Below are 20826 nucleotides of genomic sequence, written 5' to 3' on the forward strand. Positions count from 1 at the left end.
GAAAGGAATGTATCACACATGGATAGACAAGCAGCCACGGCCTTTCTACTTCAGAAAATAAATCAGGAACTTGAACCGGATGCTTGGTCCGTAACAGAAAAGGAAGATCAAATTCAGGTTATGCACAAGTCATTGGAAGGAGTGGGCTTCCAACTATCCATTAGCTCTGTACTCGCCAAAATGGAGCAAGGAAAAGAGGAAGCTTATTTAACTGAAGCCGTTCGGAAAATGAAAGAAATGGCTTATGCGAGCACCCAGGTCAAGCAGGTAAAAGGATTCGAGGATCAGGTGTATCCCATTATTCGGAGTGCTTCCTTCCCGCGTGAAAAACAAGGGGTTCCCTTACTTAATAGAGAACATACCGCTGAATCTCATATTTTTTATGCTCTAGACTTAGGAAGGACCTATGTGGTCATTGATCGAAAAATGGCTGAGGAGTCCGGTTATAGGGACGAGGAGATTCATCAGATGGCGATAACCAACTTGAAAAAATTGGATACTTCTTTTAAAGAAGATGAAGTGGCAGGGAATCGTTTTTACTTTTTCTCTCAGCGGGACGGTTATGCAGCCAGCAGGATTTTAAACGATGAACTCTTAGCGTTTATGAGAAGAAAAATGACGAAGGATATGGGAATTGCGATCCCCCATCAAGATGTGTTAATTATGGCTGATATTCAAAATGAAACAGGCTACAAGGCATTGTCTAGAATAAATATGGACTTCTGCATGAAGGGGGATATTCCCATTTCGCCATTGCCTTTCCTTTACGCGAACAATGAGTTAGAGCCTATTATGGTAATGGCCGCTCCAGGTGCCGCCCCGTCGATTGTGAGAAAAAAGGGAGAGTAGTGATGACCAACTGTAGCCGCACCCTCCTTATGGGTGGTGAAGTTTACTATGAATATCATCGATCTTTCTCATCATCACCAGCTTATACCATTGTGCTCATTCATGGCTTCCTAGCATGTACCTACACGTTTAAAAAGCTCGTCCCCTTCCTGCAGAAAAACTATGACGTATATGCTCTCGACCTATTAGGATTCGGTCAAAGTGAAAAAGGTTCTAGGTTTCGATACTCCTATCGAAATTATGCTCTTCTCGTTACAGAGTTTATTTCGAAGATGCGTCTGCAGGAAGTGATTCTTCTCGGTCACTCCATGGGAGGCCAGATCGCGCTTCATATGGCACTGGCTTCGCCGGAAAGTGTAAAAGGAATGATTCTGGTCGGGGCATCTGGTTATTTAAGCAAAGCACATCCCTTAGCAAGAGCAGCGTCCTATTTGCCGCTAGCGAGGCTATGGGTAAAGTGGTGGATCACGCGATTCAAAGTAAAGGATGTTTTAGCTACAACTTTTTATGATCCATCTCTCATAGATGAAGAAATGATGGAGGTTTATTCCAAGCCGGTTCGGGATGCGAATTTTTGTGATACCCTTATAGGCTTGCTTCGCTACCGTGAAGGTGATCTTTGCCAGGAGGAACTAGGCAGAATCAAGTTGCCTTGCTTGTTGATCTGGGGAGAAGAAGATCAAATTGTCCCATTGCGTAAGGGAATCCGTTTAAGGCAAGATCTCCCTCATTCCACCCTTGTAAGTCTTCCCAATGCAGGACATCAAGTAATCGAAGAAAAAACAAGAGAGGTCTATTCAGCCATTGAAGAGTGGTTGAAGAATAAGATATTGAAGGAGGAGAAATAAATGTCCGTATTATTTTCAACTTATCCGTCTTGAACCAGCTGTCGCAAAGCCAAGTCTTGGCTTGAAGATCATGGTGTCGCTTATGAAGAGCGCAGATATATGAAAGATACTTATTCGGTTGAAGAACTCAAGGAAATAACGAATAAGATTCCACTAGATGAAATTCTAAATAAAAAAGGTGTCGTGTATAAGGAGCGCAGGTCTGAGCTCGAGGGATTAACTCCTGATCAATTGTTAGAAGAGTTGTCCAAGGATCCAAAATTAATCCGTCGTCCCATTGTGATTAAAGATAACCAAGTCATTGTAGGCTATGACGAAAAAGCATACGAGAGGATTTTGACATAAGGTTGTTACTAAATATAGCCTGATCTTCATTCAGGTCGAAATAACCGGGGTTTTCTCCGGTTATTTTTTTAGGTTCAAAAATTTGATTTCCAAGTTTTAGTCGAATGAGGACTAATCCTTAGCTTTTTTGAATATGCTATAGTGTAGGATCATCATTCTAATAAACAAGGAGGTCATTGATAATGCCTGATTGTTGTGTGTTTTGTGGTGCTGAGTTATCTCTTATGGAGAGAAACAGAAGCGATTGTTGGGAATGTCAGGATAAAATATCGGTGACCTACTCTGACGATATCTTAGGTGATCTGGAATTCGAAGTTGAATAAGAGAAACTCAGCAAAAGAGACTCCTGTGTCGAATCAGGAGTCTCTTTTATTTCTTAGGTTAAGTTTTGTTCAAGGAAGTTGATTGTTACCGAAAGAGCTTCTTCAAGAAAAGATGTCGTACCCTGAAACGGGTGTACCGCACCAAAGGTGTGGTTCCCGCCCTCAATAATGACAAGCTGTGAGTGAGGAGCTGCGGTATTCAGTTTTTGCGCTCCATCGACCAGACGAGGGACATCCTTGTCTCCTTGGATTACCAGTATCGGGTTCGGGTAGGATCGTATACGATCCGTAATATTAAATCGTTGCTGATGAAGAGCCATATCGTCCAGAACAATGGAACGAATAGGCATGTCTTGCTTAGTACGGGCGTTAGCTATGTATCCCACACCTTTCTCGTGGATCTCTTTCTTAAGCTGATCATCAAATAAATCGACGTTAGCAATTCCATTCCAAGTGACTACGCAAGATATTTCAGGCTGATCCGCTGCGAAGATAAGGCTGTTTCCTCCTCCGCGACTATGGCCTAGTAAAGCAATCTGTTTCGAATGGCTTTCCTGCGCAAAGGGGAGATCCTTATTCTTGATATGATTCATTAATGCCAACAGATCTGCTTGTTCCCTAGAGTATGTATTTACTGCAAATTTCTCCAGTTCATCAAAGTCCGTTTGGCCTACACCGTTGCAAGAAAAGTTGAAACGCACTACGTAGTATCCTTGTTGGGCTAATCGATCAGCAATGTATGGAAAGAATCCCCAGTCCTTAAAACCTTTGAACCCATGGCATAGGACAAGAGTTGGTTTATTTTGCTGATTAACCAAAGTATGAACATTGCCGCGCAGCCAAAGGTCATCGCCAAGAGAAAATTTGAAATCGGAAGTCTGTACTTGTTCCGTCATGTTTATCTCCTCCTTGTTTTTCTAATATTATAACATGTAGAGGTGAAACTTGATTTTGAAAAAATCCCATGTTATACTATTACTACATTTTGATCCTCAGTAGCTCAATGGTGGAGCAACCGGCTGTTAACCGGTAGGCTGGCGGTTCGAGTCCGTCCTGAGGAGCCACTAGTGAACGCGGGGTGGAGCAGCACGGTAGCTCGTCGGGCTCATAACCCGAAGGTCGCAGGTTCAAATCCTGTCCCCGCAACCAAATTTTTGCAACCTAATCGGGACGTGGCGCAGACTGGTAGCGCGCACCCTTGGGGTGGGTGAGGTCGCAGGTTCAAATCCTGTCGTTCCGACCATTTACAGTACATACAAACACTCCTTCATCTAATGAAGGAGTGTTTTTCATTATAGAGGAAAGTGGATTAGTCAAGGAACCGCGCCTGATTCGGACAGGAGAGGGCGAGGAAAGCTCAAGGGAGTCTGAAAGCCGGTCTCATCCTCTTGTTTACCCAAAAGGTCGCCCGTCAGGGCGATCTCTTTGTTAACTCGTTGTTTCTTCAAAAGAGATGGAGTGAACCTCTTCGCTTCTTAGATCGAATTTTATTCTGACATAAACTCCGAATTCCTTATTTCCTTGTCTTAACCAAAGTTTAAAAGTCTGTTGTCCTGTGGTTGGGGTTAATGTTTTAAGACCTACATAAAGATAGTCGATGATCTCAGCTTGAGGGTACTTTTTTTGGGTCTCTTGCATAGCTAATCTTCCCCATTTTGCGTAGGCAATGGATTGTTGTTGGGCATGAACAACCGTCGATGTCAGCAGGAAAAACAGAGTGATTAAGAGTATAGTTTTTTTTCTGTCCATAAAACAGTCACCTCAGGTTTATTCTGCCTCATTTAAGTTATTGCATTAAAAAATTGTGAGAATATTTTACAGGATCATTCGTATATATCAAAATAAACCCTTTTAAAGGGGGGAGGCTTTGTGGCTTGTAAGGAAATGTATTGCTACAGCTGCCAGCAAATGCAGAGCTTTGATGCGGATGGTCCACGCTACGATTGGACGGAACAAAAAGGGACTATTGAAATATGGGATTTTCTTTGTCTTACATGCAAAAAACTGTTTCGCACGACTAAGGAAGTGAAAGGAATAGACTAAGATCAACTTGACTTGCTTTATAAAATTATATATAATATTCCTTATCTTAAAGAAATGGCGGTCGTGGCGAAGTGGTTAACGCATCGGATTGTGGCTCCGACACTCGTGGGTTCGATTCCCATCGATCGCCCCATTTATATTTGGGAGTATAGCCAAGTGGTAAGGCACAGGTCTGCAAAACCTTTATTCCCCGGTTCAAATCCGGGTACTCCCTCCATAGGTCCATTGTGCGGTCGTGGTGGAATTGGCAGACACGCTATCTTGAGGGGGTAGTGATCCCAGATCGTGCGAGTTCGAGTCTCGCCGACCGCACCAATTACATAGTAGATTTGAGGCTTGTCTCTTAGGTATAGAGGCAAGCCTTTTTTATGTATTCACCTCCAGTCATGGCCTGGTTCGGCCTGAGCCCTCATTCCACGGAATCAAGTTAATTAATCCCATAGTAGTACCTTGTTTCTTTTGTTCAAGGTGCTTATCGTGTTCTATGATGCTCCATTCTAGCTCGGGAGCGAGAAGAGGGAAGTTAAATGAGTAGTTCCCCGGACAGGCCTGAGTTTGCCGGACTCAACAGAGGGCTGCGAGGCCTTTCGAGGGCCTGTGGCCTTGCTTGGCAGATAAGAATTTATAATTTATTTAGAATTCCTTATCTGCATAAGTGCAACTAAGGCTGCCGCCTGCGCCTTAAGGCTTGGCGCCAGCCAAGTTTTCTTTACTCTCTTAGAAGACACCGTTGCCTAGGTGCTCACCAGAGCGGATTATGGTTCCATCAGAGGTCCGCATAAATTACTTGGGAGGGAACATGATATGGTTGAGGTGAATTGAAACATGGAATATCTTACTGTTGCCATAAAGGCCGCGGGGCTGTTTGTTGTTGTGTTGATAGGGTTTCATGTGATGGGAAATCAAGCGGTGGGGAGGCTGGCCGCGTTTGACCTCGTGGTCGTCATTGCGCTCGGTGCTTTGATTGGCGCCCCCTTAGCAGATGAATCGCTAAATATTTTCATGGCAGCTACAGCGATTATAACCCTTGTATTTTTACAGCGATTTACGGCATTTCTTACACTCAAGAGCAAATGGTTCTCCAAAATGGCTATCGGTGAGCCCATTAAGCTGATTGAGCAAGGAAAAATTGATGAAAAAGGGCTTAGAGAGTCAAGGCTAACTTACAACAATCTAATGGAAGAGCTAAGGTTAAAGGGAGTTACCAGAATTGCCGATGTTGAAATGGCTTATCTTGAACCCGAGGGTCAGGTGAGTGTAATTCCTCTGGAAAAAGAAAAGCCGGTTACCAAAGGAGATTTTATGGAAGAAAAGAAAAAAGGTTAGCTGAGGAGACAACCTTCCTCAGGCTAACCTTTAGCTGTTATATGAACTTTCGATGCACCTTTTCTCCGTCATAGGAAAAAAGAACATTCCGCTCCTCGAGCTTCGTTTCTAGATGGACATTGCGCCCCCACAATTGATACACAAAGGGAATCGTTTTTTCTAGATACTTGATGTCGAGCTCAACGCCTTCATAATGATGCTGAAGGAATAATTCGCGGTCGGCATGGACAACCGTAATGTAAGGGAAGCCGCCGTTAACACGGCTTTCTACTAGGGTATCCCTGACCTTTTCCCACTCCGTGTGGTTAATCACGTAATCATTTCCCATTTTGCCAAAGGTATACATATTCATTTCTTTGACTAACTCTTGGGTAAGATAGTTACGGATGAAACTTACATCGGATTCTACTTCTCGTACTTCAAACATATGCTCTCGTCCGAATCTTTTTTCAATGTCCTCAAACATCTTCAATCCAAGGTAGTAAGGATTAATCTGCGTAGTAGAAGGCTGGATGACGGAAGCGTTTAATTTGGCGAATTCCACCGTTTCTTCTCCCGTTAAGTCCATCTCTCTTAAAATTCTCGTATGCCAGTAGGAAGCCCAACCCTCGTTCATAATCTTGGTCTCAATTTGGGGCCAGAAGTAGGACATTTCGTCACGAACGATTGTCAGGATGTCGCGTTGCCAATCTTCAAGCTGCTGACTGTTTTCCATGATGAAAAGCAAGAGATCTTTTTCTGGTTCCATCTGCTTTTCTGGAGGGTTGTCCACTTTTTGGGACCGATGCTCCTTTAAGATATCCTTGATAGAACGAAAGCCTGTGCCGGGGGAGGCTGGAGCTACTGCAGGAAGCGTATCGCCAACTGCAGGTTCTAAGTCCCAAAGATCCTCGTAGGGAAGCAAGGTTCTTGGCTTCAAAGCTTTTTCTTTCGTTGCAGCTTTCTTGATCCGATCCGCATAAGGATCGATATGTTCAGAGATGGCCATCGCTGCATCGAGAAAGGCTTCTACCTTTACGCGACCATATTTTTTTTCATATTGGCGAATGCGGTCCGCACTCGCAGCCATGCTATCGACCATGTTCCGGTTGGTATGTGAAAAGTGGGCATTATTCTTAAAAAAGTCGCAATGAGCAAGAACATGAGCAACAATAAGCTTGTTTTGAATAAGCGTATTCGAATCTAGCAAAAAGGCATAGCAAGGGTTTGAATTAATGACCAGCTCATAAATTTTACTCATTCCTAGGTCATATTGCAGTTTCATTTTGTGGAATGACTTCCCAAAGCTCCAATGATTATAGCGAGTAGGCATTCCATAGGCGCCAAAGGTGTAAATGATTTCCGGAGGGCAAATTTCATAGCGCATTGGATAAAAGTCGAGTCCGAACCCTTTAGCTATGTCTGTGATTTCCTCGATGGCTCGCGATAGTTTTTCCACTAGCCGATCATCTCCTGTTCCGTTGTTTCAGTGAAGAAGGTTTTTAGGGCTTCTAAAATATCCTTCCTCTCGTAGATAACCGATGTCCGAAGCTTAGGGTGATTGATGCTTTTAAACACGTCTCCGAGGGTGGACATGCGGTGGTGCTGATTGATCTCACCGTAGGCGAAAAAATTGGTTACATCCATCATGCTTTTGATGATTTTTGTACATTCTTCATTATCGGACGGCAAATTGTCTCCATCGGAAAAGTGAATCGGATATATGTTATAACGACTAGGAGAGTACTTGGTCCGAATCAGTTCCATAGCCAGTTTGTAAGCAGAAGAGCAAACCGTTCCACCCATCTCTCCTTTGGTAAAGAAGTGCTCTTCCGATACGACCTTTGCGTGGGTGTGATGGGCAATAAATACGATTTCTACGTTTTTATAATTTTGGCGAAGAAAACGAGAAATCCAGAAAAAAGTAGTCCTTGCGATATCTTTTTCAAACCTGCCCATACTTCCGCTTGTATCCATCATACAGAGAACAACCGCTTGCGAGTGGGGGATTTTCACTTCACTCCACGTTTTAAAGCGAAGATCTTCTTCGAGTATTTTTCCTAGCCCTTGGCCGCCATCTTGAATGTTCCGCTTAATGGCCTGGAGAACGGTCCTTTTTTTGTCAAGGTTCCCCATGATCCCTTTTTTGCGGATATCATTGAACACCACACTATCAACCTCAATCTCAGCATGTTCCTTCTTATCTAGGTGGGGAAGCTTAAGCTGAGAGAACAAGTGGTTTTCGACTTCTTCTAGGCTTACCTCTGTCTCAAAATAGTCTACGCCAGGCTGATCGCCTGCGCCGCCACCTTGTCCTTGAGCCTGCTGCTTCGCGTCGCCATCCTTGGCCACAACATCGCCTTTTTTCATCTTGCCGTCCCCGCTACCTACGTGATTTTGTCTTCGATAGTTGTAACGAAAACGGAATTCATCGAGAGAACGAATAGGGATCTTTACGATATTCTTGCCGTTGGAACTGAGGATGCCTTCTTCCGCTACCAAGTCAGCTAGATTGTTTTTCAACGCTTCTTTAACCTTTTCCCGGTGACGGGTCTGGTCTTCATATCCCTTACGATGAAGGGACCAATCTTCTTTTGAAACAATAAATAAAGACTCTTCCATCAAGGGTCACCACACTTTCCCGACTAAATAGCCGTGTTCCAGCAGGGGGGCTGGAACACGATTTTTCCTTTACATTAACGATTCAGTAAACTGCCTGTATACTTTAGTAATTCATTAGAGCAGTGCGGACAATAGCTATGCTCATCCATCAGACGCGCTGTTACTTCATTGACTTTCTTTAACTGCTGCTCATCTGGTGTTTTCGTTGAAGTCGTGATCTTAACGACATCCTTCAAATCAGCAAATAGCTTTTTCTCAATGGCTTCCCTTAGGCGGTCATGGGAATCATATTCGAAGCGCCTGCCTTTTCTTGCGTAGCTGGATAGTCGAATAAGAATTTCTTCGCGGAATGCTTTTTTGGCATTTTCTGAGATGCCGATTTGCTCTTCAATGGATCGCATGAGCATTTCATCCGGATCTACTTCCTCGTCGGTGATAGGATCCGTTAATCTTTTACCGTGGCAGAAAGCTTCGACGTTATCCAAATAATTATTTAATAGGGTTTTTGCAGATTCCTCGAAGGAATAGACAAAAGCTTTTTGCACTTCTTTTTTGGCGATTTCATCATACTCCCTGCGTGCAATGCCAATCAGGTTCATAAAGTGCTCTTTTTCATCAAGGGTGATGCTTGGATGGGTATCTAATCCATCTTTTAGGGCGCGAAGCACGTTCAATGGGTTGATGCATGTCATTTCATTTTTAATAAGAGCACTGGAAATCCGGTTGATGACATAGCGAGGATCAATTCCAGACATCCCTTCCTCAGCAAATTCATTTTTCAGTTCACGCAGATCGGAAGCACCGAAATTCTCCATCTCTTCGCCGTCGTACAAGCGCATTTTGGTGACGAGATCTAATCCTTGATTTTTAGATTCCTTCAATCTGGTTAGGACACTGAACATAGCAGCGGCTCTAAGGGCATGCGGAGCAATATGAACACTTTTTAAATCACTTTGTGCTACAAGTTTCTCATAGATTCGAACTTCTTCGGACACCTTAAGGTTATAAGGAATAGGCATCACAATAATGCGAGAATGAAGAGCTTCATTTTTCTTGTTGTTGATAAAGGATTTATACTCTGTTTCGTTCGTATGAGCGACAACTAATTCATCGGCAGAGATTAGAGCAAAGCGACCGGCCTTAAAGTTTCCTTCTTGCGTTAAGGATAAGAGATTCCATAGAAACTTCTCATCACATTTCAACATCTCCTGAAACTCCATAAGACCACGGTTCGCTTTATTTAATTCTCCATCAAAGCGATAGGCGCGAGGATCAGATTCGGATCCATATTCGGCGATAGTAGAGAAGTCAATGCTGCCCGTTAGCTCTGAAATATCTTGTGATTTAGGGTCAGATGGACTAAAGGTACCAATTCCTACGCGATCATCTTCGGAGAAGAGGACACGCTTGACAGGCACATTTCGAATTTCGCCGCGCCATTCTTCCCGAAGTCGGAAACGGCACATAGGGCAGAGGTTACCTTCAATCTTAATTCCGTACTCCTCTTCAAAATGAGGTCTAAGTCGGTCTGGGATAAGGTGTAAGGGATCTTCATGCATTGGGCATCCTTCAATCGCATAGACAGCTCCATCGTCGGTACGAGTGTATTGCTCCATTCCACGCTTTAATAGATGTACAATGGTAGATTTACCGCCACTTACAGGTCCCATCAGCAACAATACTCTTTTTCTTACATCGAGGCGGCGAGCAGACGAATGAAAATAATCCTCTACCAATCTCTCAATGGCATCATCTAATCCGAACATCGTGTCACTAAAAAATTTATACTTTTTCGAGCCGTTTACTTCTTCAACACCACTGCTCATAATCATATTATAGATACGAGCGTGGGCAGTTTGAGCGATGGAGGGGTTTTGTTTGATCATATCCAAGTACTGTTCAAACGTTCCCCTCCATTGCAAGCCATTCTCCTCATTATGAAAGTCGTTCAGCAAGTTTAAGATCCCCATGTAAAGCTCCTTCCTTCCTTATGAAAAATAGTGTTTCTCCTGTAGGACTAAGAAGTATTAGAAATTTATTATCATTCTTGACCAAAAAGAGAAGTTATAATCGTGAATTTTCTCAACTTTTACACATAAGCATGCTTTAAGTCTGGAGCGACGGGGAGAGGAAATAAAAAAAATGGGGGAAAAACAAAAAACCGGAACGATAACGTTTCCGGTTCTTTGTATGTAATCATTAGTGTTGAAATAAACTTGCAACCGTAAAGATAACAGCTATAAGCATGAAGAATCCAAACGATACGCCGAATCCAATAGCATTATCTACGATATCGTCTTGCTTTAAATCTCTTTTATGTTCCATGGCTCTTCACCTCCATCTTCATCCTTCATCTTATCACATTACCCTTAGTATGTGGTAAATGAATTTGTGACATGCCTGTGACTCCCATTAAGGAATGGCAATCAGCTGTTCAATCGTCTCTTGAATTTCTTCCTTTGAATGAAGACCTGTTGCAACTTTTACCACATTTTGGTGGCGGTCTAGGAAAAATGTGCTGGGTATAGCCATCACTTGGTATTGGTTGGCAACAGAGCCTTCTTTGTCTAATGGGACAGGAAACTGAAATCCATAATGCTCTGCAAAGGCTTGTGCTTTTTCGAACTGGTCATTCACGGTTAAATTAATGCCCCATATTTCAATTTCATTTCCGTATTTTTCATGCAGCTCAGTTAAAATAGGAGCTTCGAGTCGACAAGGACCGCACCAGGAAGCCCAGAAATTAATGACGACCGGTTTAGTTTGATCAGCAAGTGCATAAGTTTTCCCATCCATGCCTTCCAATGTAAACAGAGGAGCGGCAAAGCCTGCTTGGGGCTTACGATCTACGGGCTCCTCGTGCTTCCCTGTTTCACTTTGATTTCCATATAGGGTTAAGCCCGCTAAGAGTATAATCCCAGCAATAATGAGAAGGTTGCGTTTCAATTGAATCCCTCCAGCCTAAAATCCTGTAAATCCTCCATATATCGAGATCAGCCAAATGGTGATGTCGGTCATCTTATCAGTATACAATAGAATACCTAGTAAAACCATGATGGCTCCCCCAACCTTCATCATCTTGGCCGAATGACGCAAGATCCATTTGGTACGCCCGATGAAGAAAGACATGAGGATAAAGGGAAGAGCAAAGCCTACTGTGTAAGCTAAGATAAGCGGCACTCCCTGGGAAGGATTGCTTGCGCTCACCGCTAAAACTGCAGTCAGGATAGGTCCAACACAGGGGGTCCAGCCCGCAGCAAAAGAAATGCCGACAAGCGTCGAACCTAAATAGCCCGCAGGCTTGCTGGCGAACTCCAGACGTTTTTCTTTCATAAACAAGGTAGGCTTGAACCATCCAAGCATAAAAAGCCCCATGACAAAAATTAGAATTCCTCCAAGTTGACGAATTAATTCCTGATATTCTCTGAAAATGGAGCCCAGCAGAGTAGCGGTTAGTCCTAGTGATACAAAGATGATGGAGAAGCCTAAAACAAAGAAAAGAGTATGGGTGACCGCTTTTCTCATGACCAGTGAACGATCTTCCTTAAGCTCAGAGACAGAAATACCTGTTATATAAGACAAGTAGGAAGGATACAAAGGCAGACAACATGGTGAAATAAAAGATAAAAACCCTGCTCCAAGGGCCAGCCATAGCGTAGGATCAGCTGCAGTAGTCAAGTGATCACTCCCTTATGCGTAAAATCCCAATACGAATAAATTCTATCATGAATAGCACTAGTGGGAAAGGGAGGGAACGTACAACTTTGTGGACAAAATAACATGCTATGATTTTTACATAGCATGTTTACAAAGTGTTGCTGAATGTTTCACGAGTAGCAATATTATTCTACTTGATTCTACAAAATTTTCGGGCTTTTTCAGGGTACATGGTAATCACACCATCAACATTACAGCGTACAGCGAGAACATAGTCTTTTGGCTCATTTACCCCATATGGGCAAATCTGAAGCTGATGTAGCCGACTTTGCTGAACTAATTCAGGAGTTAAAACCTCAATGGGCGGCTGGAGATATTGTGCGTTTAGTTCAGAAGCGAGCTTCCAGGGCTCATCGAGCTTTCCGAAATAAAGCAAACCTGTCGTAATATGCGGATTGAGTTTTTTGACTACTTCAATACTTTGCGGGCTAAAGGAAGATAAGATGACTTGTTCTTTAAGGTTGTATTTTGTAATGAGGTGAATGATCTGCTCTTCTAGGTTTTGTGAACGAATCAGCAGATTTTTCATTTCAATATTAAGAAGAACCCTGGATCGTTGAATTCTTTGAAATACTTCCTCTAGTGTAGGAATTTTCATGCGCTCATAACGGGGATGAAACCATGAACCCGCACTTAAGGCCTTAAGTTGCTTTAGGGTGTGGTGCTTTACAAGGCCAGAGCCGTTGGTTGTGCGATTTAAGCTCTCATCATGTATGACTACAGGATGCCCATCTTTGGATAGCTGTACATCCAATTCAATACCTGTAGCACCGCGCCTTATAGCTTCTCTAAAAGAAGAAAGCGTATTTTCTGGATAGATATGGGATGCTCCTCTATGAGCAAATATGCAGAAGCTTGTGTTCATGGGTTTCCCACCTATCGGAGTTTCTGTATTTTCCTCTACATCATATGCTGGATGACATCCTCTTTTGTCAGGGCACTTTGTCTTTAGGAAGCATATTTCCTTACCTTAATCGCCATTCTAAAGTTAGATCTGGAAAAGTAACCGTAAGGAGGACTATATGAAACCGCATCTAATGAGAAAATCTGACTTTATCGGCAGCAAAGGAATTGTCGCCCAGAGCGATGTAGGAGCAATGGTAGTAAGAGAAGGAAACGAATATCAGCTAGGTGTTGAACTTGATGTTGACACGGTTGTGTTTCTAGATAAGACGGAAGACAATGATATGGTGCAGATGATGCTGGATAATGCTGTGCACGAGATTGATGATATTCGGGATCGATTCATCGATTGTTTCCCTGAAGAAGGCCAACAATAAGGCTGAAAATAACACCTATTAATATGTAAGAATTATATATAAGAAGATCTTATAAACAATATAAGTAAAATTTTTACAGTAAAACTCTTTGTATTTCTTGGACAAGTTGGTATACTAGTGTTGATCTTAATTCTCAAAGGAGGGATTACCATGCCAAAAGGTGCAACTGAAACCAAGACCTTGAAGGTCGGCGACAAGGCCCCTGATTTTACGGCAAAAGCTCACGGTAACCGCACTGTTTCTCTAAGCGATTACCTAGGCAAGAAAAACGTATTTATCGCGTTCTATCCTCTAGATTGGACCCCTGTCTGAGGCGCGCAAATGCCTTCTTACGAGGACGACCTGTCCAGATTTGAAGAGCTAGATACCCAGGTTCTGGGTATTAGTGTTGATTCTATTCCTAGTCATGAAGCATGGCAAAAGTCTATTGGTGGAATTGCTTATCCACTAGTGTCTGATTTCTACCCACATGGAGAGATTTCTGAGAAGTTTGGCGTTCTGCGCACGACTGCTGGAGAACCAGCATACGGAGCTTCTGAGCGCGCTCTTTTCATTATTGATAAAGAAGGAATCGTTCGTTTCATCGACGTTCACCCTATTGGTGAACAGCCAGATAACGAAGAGTTGTTTGAAATACTAAGAAAGCTATAATCATAGAGGTCAGGAGCTGAAGCTTATGGAAATGTCAAGAAAAGCCATTCCATATACACCGAATCAAAAAAGCTTAAGTGAAATGACCCTGATGATTGTTTCCACCTCCGGCGTGCACAAGGTGGATCAGGATCCTTTTAGTACGGATACGGCTCAAGGGGATGTTACATATCGTGTAATTCCTGGTGATGTACAAGCTGCTGAACTCACGGTTACTCATGCAGCTCCTAAGGAGCACTACAATACAGATGCTCCAAAAGAAGATATTAACTGTGTCTTTCCTATTGACAGACTAAGAGAATTGGCTGAACAAGGATCGATCCAGGGACTTGCAGAGAAGCATATTACCATGATGGGTTATGCGATGAAGCTCAAGCAGATTAATGAAGTCACTATACCTGCTATCGTGAAGGAAGTTGTAAGGTCGAAGGCCGATGCGGTCCTCCTTACAGCTGGCTGACCGCTTTGTCATCGCACTGTAGTTACAGTGCAACGTGGCATTGAGGCACAAGGTATTCCGACAGTATTGGTTACGCTAGATGTTGAACAATCCGGGCTGATGAGGCCGCCGAGGGCGATCCATCCTAAGGGATTCGAGTTTGGCCATTCGTTAGGGAAACCGCACGATAAGGAAACTCAAACTCAAGTGATCCTTGCTGCACTGGAGCAATTAGTTACCAAACAAGAGCCGGGACAAATCCATCAGTTGGATTTTCCAGGATATTAATAAGTCAAGAAAAAGAATGACTAAGAAAGCGTAAGCTTTTTTGGTCATCTTTTTTTTGACTCACAATTCATCTAAGGAAAGTTGACAGAGTTTGCCTTAAGAGATACAGTAACTAGTGTGTGGATGAAAGTGAGAACACTCGGTTAAAGGCTAAGGAGGTTTAGACTTGAGCAGCTTAGGGATGGACAAAAAGCAATTCATGTCTCAAGATATTCGTCATCTCGTCTTGCAAAAGGATAAGATTATTACCATGCACCCCGATTGGACCTTAGAGAGAGCATTAATTAAACTCATTCGGTCAGGGTATACATCAGTCCCTGTTATCAATTCTCAAAACCAAGTAGAGGGGCTTATAAGCAAAACGTTAATTTTAGATTTCATGACTGAAAATCAAAACATTAATTATAATGACCTGCCTAATTACTTTGTTCATCAAGCAATGAATCGTAACTATATGGGAATTTGGGAAAATACTCCGCTGTCTTTTGCTCTTGAGCTTATGATTGATCGGTCTTACGTACCCATCATCGATAAGACTAATACGTTTATTGGGATACTGACTCGTCAGGCGGTATTACAAAAGATTTTAACTTATTTAAGTGAAGGATAAAAAAGATACCAAATTGGTATCTTTTTTTTTCCTCATCACGCATATTTTTCCTGAAACTGCAGATTATAACTCTAGGAGGTGTAATTACATATGTTTAATAACTTTAGCCAAAGCACTAACATGTTCCAGCCCGGGTTCAGCAATACGAACCCTCAACAGGTAAGACAGGATATTGCTCGCGAGGGAGGTTTTGGAGGCATGATGTCTATGGGATCTCAAGGCGCACAAGCCATGTTCCAGCCGGGATTCTCCAATACGAATCCGCAACAAGTAAGACAAGACATTGCTCAAGAATCTGGTTTTGGATTCCAAAACAGTCAGTTTGGAGTTGGCGGTGGCGCACAAGCGATGTTCCAGCCCGGCTTTAGCAATACGAATGCACAGCAAGTAAGACAAGATATTGCTCGTGAAAGTGGATTTGGAGGAGCGGGTCTTGGCTACCAGGGTCAATTTGTAGGTGGCGGAGCACAAGCGATGTTCCAGCCCGGCTTTAGCAACACGAATCCGCAGCAAGTAAGACAAGATATTGCTCGTGAAAGTGGATTCGGAGGTGCGGCGCTTGGCAATCAAGGTCAATTTGTAGGCGGTGGAGCACAGGCGATGTTCCAGCCCGGGTTTAGCAACACGAACCCACAGCAAGTAAGACAAGATATTGCTCGTGAAAGTGGATTTGGAGCAGCGGCGCTTGGCAATCAAGGCCAATTTGTAGGCGGTGGAGCACAGGCGATGTTCCAGCCCGGGTTTAGCAACACGAATCCACAGCAAGTAAGACAAGATATTGCTCGTGAAAGTGGATTTGGAGCAGCGGCGCTTGGCAATCAAGGCCAATTTGTAGGCGGTGGAGCACAGGCGATGTTCCAGCCCGGGTTTAGCAACACGAATCCACAGCAAGTAAGACAAGATATTGCTCGTGAAAGTGGATTTGGAGCAGCGGCGCTTGGCAATCAAGGCCAATTTGTAGGCGGTGGAGCACAGGCGATGTTCCAGCCCGGGTTTAGCAACACGAATCCACAGCAAGTAAGACAAGATATTGCTCGTGAAAGTGGATTTGGAGCAGCGGGCCTTGGTGTCCAAAACCAATTTGTAGGCGGCGGCGCGCAAGCGATGTTCCAGCCCGGCTTTAGCAATACGAACCCACAGCAAGTAAGACAAGATATTGCTCGTGAAAGTGGATTTGGAGCAGCAGGCCTTGGTGTCCAAAGCCAATTTGTAGGCGGCGGCGCGCAAGCGATGTTCCAGCCCGGCTTTAGCAATACGAACCCACAGCAAGTACGTCAAGACATCGCTCGTGAGAGTGGTTTTGTAGGAGCAGGCAGCCAATCCTTCAGCAATCAAGGTCAATTTGTAGGCGGTGGTGCGCAAGCGATGTTCCAGCCCGGATTCAGCAATACGAATCCACAGCAAGTGAGACAGGATATTGCTTCTGAGGGTGGCTACTTAGGAGGTCAGGCTTCGGGCACTCAAGGCCAATACAGCCAATTCATTGGCGGAGGAGCGCAAGCGATGCTCCAGCCCGGGTTTAGCAATACCAACCCACAACAAGTACGTCAAGACATTGCTCGTGAAAGTGGCTTTGCAGGGGCAACCAGCCAATCTTTTAGCAATCAGGGTCAATTTGTAGGCGGAGGAGCGCAAGCGATGTTCCAGCCAGGATTCAGCAATACGAATCCACAGCAAGTAAGACAAGATATCGCTCGCGAGAGTGGGTATGGTCAGTACTTAGTGTAACAAAAAAGCTATCTTACGAAGTTTTTCGTAAGATAGCTTTTTTCCTTTAGCACCTTGCTTTATTTAGCAGGTACCTTCTGGAATAAAGTACTTGGACGTTCCTCTTTTTTTCCTGAATCCGTTTTTCCTTTCCCACCGGGCTTGATGAAGAAGAAAGTAAGGATTAGGGTAAAGAAGGCTAGTCCTGCTACGGAGAAAAACAAGGTTTCATGGGAGATACTCATCAACCAGCTGAAGACAGGTGGACCTACCGCAACGCCTAGAAATCTTAGACTGTTGTAAAGGGAAGTAATCATACCTCTTTCAGTTTTAGCTACTGAACCTGTAATCAGTGTATTTAGGCAAGGCAATAGAAGACCGGTACCTATGCTTCCAAGGGTTAGCAATCCAATCATGACATAGAGTTGCTTGAAGAATGCGACGGCTACGAGACTGGTGGTTAGAATGAGCAAACCAGTGAGCATGATTTTTCGCATTAATGGCTTGTTCTGTTTGATTCGTCCGCCTGTTATGTAAGCCGTTGTAACCATCCCCATAAGGGGGATAGCTAAGATAAGTCCCTTTATAACTCCGTCAACCTTGTATTGTGTTTCCAACATGTCTGACAGATAGAACAACACGCCAAACAAGATAAATAATCCAATGGATCCCACGAAGAACGCTGTAACGAGCCATCCACCTTGCTCCTTGAATACTTGCTTTAGACTAGCTAAGTACTTATTCAATGGTTTGGGTTTGCCCGGCTTTTTTTCTTTAATCAGAAACCAAACGGCTAATGCCGTTAAAAAACAAAGAGCCGGAAAAGCAAAAAAGACAGCGTACCAAATAAGGAGAGCGAGTAAAGACCCTAAAACAGGAGATAAGACTTTACCTAAACCATTCGTGGCTTCAATCAGCCCCAATGCTTTGGATTCTTTGGCACCTGAATAGAGGTCACCAATTAAAGCCATAGCTATAGGGGCTGTTCCTGCGGCTCCTATCCCTTGTGCTATCCTGGCAAGGAGAATCACGGTATAAGCATTGTCCATTAACCATGCAGCTAAGCCCGCCACTATACCGCCTAATCCGTACAGGATCAGAGCTGGAACAATAATCACCTTTCTTCCGAAGCGATCAGAAAGGTATCCCACGAAGGGTATGATAAGACCTGCTGCAAATGAAAAGGCTGTTATAATTAAACTTACTTGAAACTGTGTAAGGTTTAATTCTTTTTGCATGGTCGGTAAAACAGGTACAATCATAGAGTTTCCCAGAACCATGACTAAAGGAATGGCAGCCAGTGTAGTCAGTTCTAAAGCAGATCCTGATTTTGGCATACGTTCAGCTCCTTGAAATTATTATTTCACTATCATAGTGTGCCGTGTTTGGTCCTGTTTTCTTCAGTGAAACAATGGTTAGATTGGAAACAGAAACCTTTTTTCTTTCTATGCGTAAAACATGTTGTGGAGGGGATTAGATGAGAAAAAGCATGGTTTATTGGATAGGGACCCTAACTGCCTTAAGTGTATTGACTTCCGCTTGTCAATCGCAGCCTACGCCCGCTGTTCAATTACAAGAGAAGATTGTACAAGAAGAAGCTAAGGTGTTGTCGAAAGGCGAAGAAACGAGGCTCCTTGTCTTGGACAAGCTGCAGCCAGGAATGACCGAGGAAGAAATTAGAGGCCTATTCGGTGGAGATTTTGCTTTGGTGGAGAATGCCATGGCTGGAAATGAAACGTGGCGGTATGATATAGGGAGGTCTAGCGGCTACCAGTTTGATGACCAGGGAATAGATCGCGTGGATCTTGAAGGAATAAAAATAAGAAGTGTAGAAGCGCAACTGTTTATAGATTGGACTGATCAAGGGGTTGTTGAAACAGCCGCCTTATATCTATATAACGAGCAAGAGAAAGGAACGTTTTACGAATACCATATTGATGTAAACGGAGCCGAGGAAGTGTTGCGGTCGTTTGAATAGATCAAAACGAAGCGTGTTACCAATAATTTTCTCGACATATTATTCCAAATTTCTTTCCTAATTCATAAACATATGTTATGTTATATATATACTAACAAGGTTTTGTTAGGTGAGAGTTTTGGCGCCCACGATTGTGGGCGCTTTTTTTACGTCAATTAGACCGATGCCATAGCTTTTATTTTGGAAAGAGGGGACGGCTGAGTGGAACTAATCACTTCGAGTAATACCGGACCCGGTGTGTTCAGCATGGTGTGAATAGCTGCTTGAAGCTGATCAGGCTGTTCTATGCGAATCCCTTGGATTCCGAAAGCTTCAGCAATTTTTGAGAATTGAGGATTATAAAGCTTATCTCCAAAAGGATTTAAACCCGTGAGAGCCATCTTATTTTTTTCCATGGCATAGGAACTATTATTAAGGACAATAATTTTTACCGGAAGCTGATTCATTACGGTGGTAGATAGTTCTGATAAGTTCATCGCAAATCCACCGTCCCCTACAATAGCAATGACTTGCCGATCTGGAAACAAGAGCTGGGCTGCGTTTGCTGCGGGAACTCCGAATCCTAGCGTGCGCCAGGTACCGGAAAATAGAATATCCTGACGGTCTGTTGCAAACGCGCGGTTAAACCAAACGGTATGATCACCCGTATCTAAAGTAATAATGGCGTGAGGATCTGCCGCTTGCTCTAAGACTGCCATTACTCTGGCAGGCGATATAGGAACGGAATGATCTTCTTTTTCCAATGCCAGTTCTTTGAGCCACTCGTTTCGAGCTTCTTGGATTTTTTGAACCCAAGCTGAATTCGCATCCTTTTGAATCGAATCCGTCAAAGGTCCAAGGATTTCTTGAGCATCTCCAAGCAGAGCAGAATAAAGATTTTTGTCTACATGGATGTGGTCAGGCTCTAATTCAATCTGCACGAAAGGGATATCAGTAGACATAAACGTTTTCGGATACCACATGGCACCAATAATAAGTAAACCGTCACAATCATTCAACAGACGGGAAGCTTGCATACTGCCGCCTTCTCCTATTCCTCCCACCATCCATTCAAATTTCTCAGGGATAATCCCTTTCGCTCCTAAGCTGCAGACTACTCCAGCACCAAGCTTTTCTGCTAGTTGGCGGATTTCTTCACGACAGCCATAGGCTCCTTTTCCTGCATAGATCATGGGTTTCTTGCATTGACTTAAGAATTGGGCAGATTTAGTGATATTGTTTAGATCGGTAAGAGGTTGGCGATAGATAAATGGATTTCCTGGAACAAGATCTTGGGATTGAGTCTTAGCAAAAAGGTCTTTCGGAATGGATAAATGAGCGACTCCCTTTTGTTTTATTGCCGTAGTGACCGCACGGTTTAAGAGAGGAACAATCGCCTCTTGGTCAGCAACTAAACTGGAATAAACAGCTAAGGGTTCTATAAACCTTTGTTGATCGACATATTGCTTAGAATGGGTCCCAATCTTATTTGTCGGCACTTGACCGGTAATAGCCAGGACTGGGGTATGGTCACTATAGGCATCTCCTAATCCATTTAACAGATTTGCCATTCCAGGACCGCTAGTGGAAATACATACGCCTAGTTTACCGGTCATCTTGGCATAACTTGAGGCCATAAATCCAGCGGCTGACTCATGGCGTGTTGAAATAAACTTGAGTTGGCTTTGCTTTGATAACTCGCTGAGTAAATCAAGGATGGCATCACCTGAAACGCCGAAAATGTATTCTACTCCATAATTATGCAATTGGTCTATAATCGTCTGTGCAACTGACCTCGTAGTTTGCAATGGAACCCCCCCTTTTCAATGACTACTTTAGTGT

Annotated in this window: 22 protein-coding genes, 6 tRNA genes and 1 pseudogene; 18 read left to right on the forward strand and 11 right to left on the reverse strand. The window is 43.5% G+C overall.

Annotated features, from left to right (window positions below; genetic code table 11):
* Window positions 1–18: 18 nt before the first annotated feature.
* From EIZ58_RS08470 to EIZ58_RS08480, 3 genes and pseudogenes are all read left to right on the forward strand, one after another.
* Window positions 19–849 (forward strand): DUF1444 family protein, encoded by an 831-nt coding sequence (locus tag EIZ58_RS08470; protein WP_134700168.1) that lies wholly within the window; start codon window positions 19–21, stop codon window positions 847–849.
* Between the two features lie 29 nt (window positions 850–878).
* A complete protein-coding gene (locus EIZ58_RS08475) occupies window positions 879–1697 on the forward strand; it encodes an alpha/beta fold hydrolase (protein ID WP_167577572.1) in 819 nt (272 codons plus the stop codon).
* A 45-nt stretch (window positions 1698–1742) separates the two neighbouring features.
* A pseudogene (locus tag EIZ58_RS08480) lies at window positions 1743–2042 on the forward strand (arsenate reductase family protein); the annotation flags it as partial.
* A 376-nt stretch (window positions 2043–2418) separates the two neighbouring features.
* On the opposite strand, the gene EIZ58_RS08485 reads toward EIZ58_RS08480, so the two are convergent.
* A complete protein-coding gene (locus EIZ58_RS08485) occupies window positions 2419–3261 on the reverse strand; it encodes an alpha/beta hydrolase family protein (RefSeq protein ID WP_134700171.1) in 843 nt (280 codons plus the stop codon).
* Between the two features lie 93 nt (window positions 3262–3354).
* Between EIZ58_RS08485 and EIZ58_RS08490 the strand changes: the two genes are divergently transcribed.
* The 3 genes from EIZ58_RS08490 to EIZ58_RS08500 all read left to right on the forward strand — a co-directional run bounded on the left by EIZ58_RS08490 (window position 3355) and on the right by EIZ58_RS08500 (window position 3608).
* Window positions 3355–3429: transfer RNA gene (locus EIZ58_RS08490), tRNA-Asn, on the forward strand.
* Between the two features lie 8 nt (window positions 3430–3437).
* A tRNA-Met gene (locus EIZ58_RS08495) sits at window positions 3438–3514 on the forward strand.
* A gap of 17 nt (window positions 3515–3531) precedes the next feature.
* A tRNA-Pro gene (locus EIZ58_RS08500) sits at window positions 3532–3608 on the forward strand.
* Window positions 3609–3793: 185 nt separating this feature from the next.
* On the opposite strand, the gene EIZ58_RS08505 is transcribed toward EIZ58_RS08500, so the two are convergent.
* Window positions 3794–4114 (reverse strand): DUF3889 domain-containing protein, encoded by a 321-nt coding sequence (locus tag EIZ58_RS08505; RefSeq protein ID WP_134700172.1) that lies wholly within the window; start codon window positions 4112–4114, stop codon window positions 3794–3796.
* Window positions 4115–4234: 120 nt separating this feature from the next.
* Between EIZ58_RS08505 and EIZ58_RS33205 the strand changes: the two genes are divergently transcribed.
* The 5 genes from EIZ58_RS33205 (at window position 4235) to EIZ58_RS08525 (ending at window position 5734) form a co-directional block, all read left to right on the forward strand.
* Window positions 4235–4408 (forward strand): hypothetical protein, encoded by a 174-nt coding sequence (locus EIZ58_RS33205; RefSeq protein ID WP_167577573.1) that lies wholly within the window; start codon window positions 4235–4237, stop codon window positions 4406–4408.
* Window positions 4409–4465: 57 nt separating this feature from the next.
* Window positions 4466–4541, forward strand: a tRNA-His gene (locus EIZ58_RS08510).
* Window positions 4542–4550: 9 nt separating this feature from the next.
* A tRNA-Cys gene (locus tag EIZ58_RS08515) sits at window positions 4551–4625 on the forward strand.
* Between the two features lie 12 nt (window positions 4626–4637).
* A tRNA-Leu gene (locus EIZ58_RS08520) sits at window positions 4638–4723 on the forward strand.
* A 510-nt stretch (window positions 4724–5233) separates the two neighbouring features.
* Window positions 5234–5734, forward strand: coding sequence for a DUF421 domain-containing protein (locus EIZ58_RS08525; protein WP_134700173.1), 501 nt, complete (start codon window positions 5234–5236; stop codon window positions 5732–5734).
* 37 nt (window positions 5735–5771) lie between these two features.
* On the opposite strand, the gene EIZ58_RS08530 is transcribed toward EIZ58_RS08525, so the two are convergent.
* From EIZ58_RS08530 to EIZ58_RS08560, 7 genes are all read right to left on the reverse strand, one after another.
* Window positions 5772–7172, reverse strand: a complete 1401-nt coding sequence (locus EIZ58_RS08530; RefSeq protein ID WP_134700174.1) for a SpoVR family protein — start codon at window positions 7170–7172, stop codon at window positions 5772–5774.
* Window positions 7172–8335: a sporulation protein YhbH gene (gene yhbH / locus EIZ58_RS08535; RefSeq protein WP_134700175.1), complete on the reverse strand. Its 1164-nt coding sequence runs from the start codon at window positions 8333–8335 to the stop codon at window positions 7172–7174. Before yhbH ends, EIZ58_RS08530 begins: the two co-directional genes overlap by 1 nt.
* Window positions 8336–8409: 74 nt before the next feature.
* Window positions 8410–10305 carry a PrkA family serine protein kinase gene (locus EIZ58_RS08540; RefSeq protein WP_134700176.1) on the reverse strand — a complete coding sequence of 632 codons (1896 nt, stop codon included), beginning with the start codon at window positions 10303–10305 and terminating at the stop codon, window positions 8410–8412.
* Between the two features lie 229 nt (window positions 10306–10534).
* On the reverse strand, window positions 10535–10660 hold the full coding sequence (locus EIZ58_RS08545) for a YqzM family protein (RefSeq protein ID WP_134700177.1): 126 nt from the start codon (window positions 10658–10660) through the stop codon (window positions 10535–10537).
* An 87-nt stretch (window positions 10661–10747) separates the two neighbouring features.
* Complete coding sequence (locus tag EIZ58_RS08550; protein WP_134700178.1) at window positions 10748–11281, reverse strand: TlpA family protein disulfide reductase; 534 nt, start codon at window positions 11279–11281, stop codon at window positions 10748–10750.
* Between the two features lie 15 nt (window positions 11282–11296).
* Window positions 11297–12013 (reverse strand): cytochrome c biogenesis CcdA family protein, encoded by a 717-nt coding sequence (locus EIZ58_RS08555; protein ID WP_134700179.1) that lies wholly within the window; start codon window positions 12011–12013, stop codon window positions 11297–11299.
* Window positions 12014–12182: 169 nt separating this feature from the next.
* Window positions 12183–12917 carry a glycerophosphodiester phosphodiesterase gene (locus EIZ58_RS08560; protein ID WP_134700180.1) on the reverse strand — a complete coding sequence of 245 codons (735 nt, stop codon included), beginning with the start codon at window positions 12915–12917 and terminating at the stop codon, window positions 12183–12185.
* A 157-nt stretch (window positions 12918–13074) separates the two neighbouring features.
* Between EIZ58_RS08560 and EIZ58_RS08565 the strand changes: the two genes are divergently transcribed.
* The 6 genes from EIZ58_RS08565 (at window position 13075) to EIZ58_RS08595 (ending at window position 17048) form a co-directional block, all read left to right on the forward strand.
* The gene (locus EIZ58_RS08565; protein WP_134700181.1) at window positions 13075–13332 is read left to right on the forward strand and encodes a hypothetical protein; all 258 of its coding nucleotides are present in this window, start codon (window positions 13075–13077) and stop codon (window positions 13330–13332) included.
* A 150-nt stretch (window positions 13333–13482) separates the two neighbouring features.
* A complete protein-coding gene (locus EIZ58_RS08575) occupies window positions 13483–13983 on the forward strand; it encodes a peroxiredoxin (protein ID WP_240688991.1) in 501 nt (166 codons plus the stop codon).
* A 25-nt stretch (window positions 13984–14008) separates the two neighbouring features.
* Entirely contained in the window at window positions 14009–14443 is a 435-nt protein-coding gene (locus tag EIZ58_RS08580; protein WP_134700184.1) for a glycine/sarcosine/betaine reductase selenoprotein B family protein, read from the forward strand.
* A 27-nt stretch (window positions 14444–14470) separates the two neighbouring features.
* Window positions 14471–14710 carry a hypothetical protein gene (locus EIZ58_RS08585; RefSeq protein WP_134700185.1) on the forward strand — a complete coding sequence of 80 codons (240 nt, stop codon included), beginning with the start codon at window positions 14471–14473 and terminating at the stop codon, window positions 14708–14710.
* A gap of 166 nt (window positions 14711–14876) precedes the next feature.
* Window positions 14877–15320 carry a CBS domain-containing protein gene (locus tag EIZ58_RS08590; RefSeq protein ID WP_134700186.1) on the forward strand — a complete coding sequence of 148 codons (444 nt, stop codon included), beginning with the start codon at window positions 14877–14879 and terminating at the stop codon, window positions 15318–15320.
* Window positions 15321–15410: 90 nt separating this feature from the next.
* The gene (locus EIZ58_RS08595; protein ID WP_134700187.1) at window positions 15411–17048 is read left to right on the forward strand and encodes a hypothetical protein; all 1638 of its coding nucleotides are present in this window, start codon (window positions 15411–15413) and stop codon (window positions 17046–17048) included.
* Window positions 17049–17107: 59 nt separating this feature from the next.
* On the opposite strand, the gene EIZ58_RS08600 is transcribed toward EIZ58_RS08595, so the two are convergent.
* Window positions 17108–18364 carry an MFS transporter gene (locus tag EIZ58_RS08600; RefSeq protein WP_134700188.1) on the reverse strand — a complete coding sequence of 419 codons (1257 nt, stop codon included), beginning with the start codon at window positions 18362–18364 and terminating at the stop codon, window positions 17108–17110.
* 140 nt (window positions 18365–18504) lie between these two features.
* On the opposite strand from EIZ58_RS08600, the gene EIZ58_RS08605 reads away from it, so the two are divergent.
* Window positions 18505–19005, forward strand: a complete 501-nt coding sequence (locus EIZ58_RS08605) for a hypothetical protein (RefSeq protein WP_134700189.1) — start codon at window positions 18505–18507, stop codon at window positions 19003–19005.
* Between the two features lie 155 nt (window positions 19006–19160).
* On the opposite strand, the gene EIZ58_RS08610 is transcribed toward EIZ58_RS08605, so the two are convergent.
* Complete coding sequence (locus EIZ58_RS08610; protein WP_134700190.1) at window positions 19161–20792, reverse strand: thiamine pyrophosphate-binding protein; 1632 nt, start codon at window positions 20790–20792, stop codon at window positions 19161–19163.
* Between the last annotated feature and the right edge of the window lie 34 nt (window positions 20793–20826).

Origin of the sequence: Ammoniphilus sp. YIM 78166 (genome assembly GCF_004522215.1) — a bacterium.
Classification (GTDB): domain Bacteria; phylum Bacillota; class Bacilli; order Aneurinibacillales; family RAOX-1; genus YIM-78166.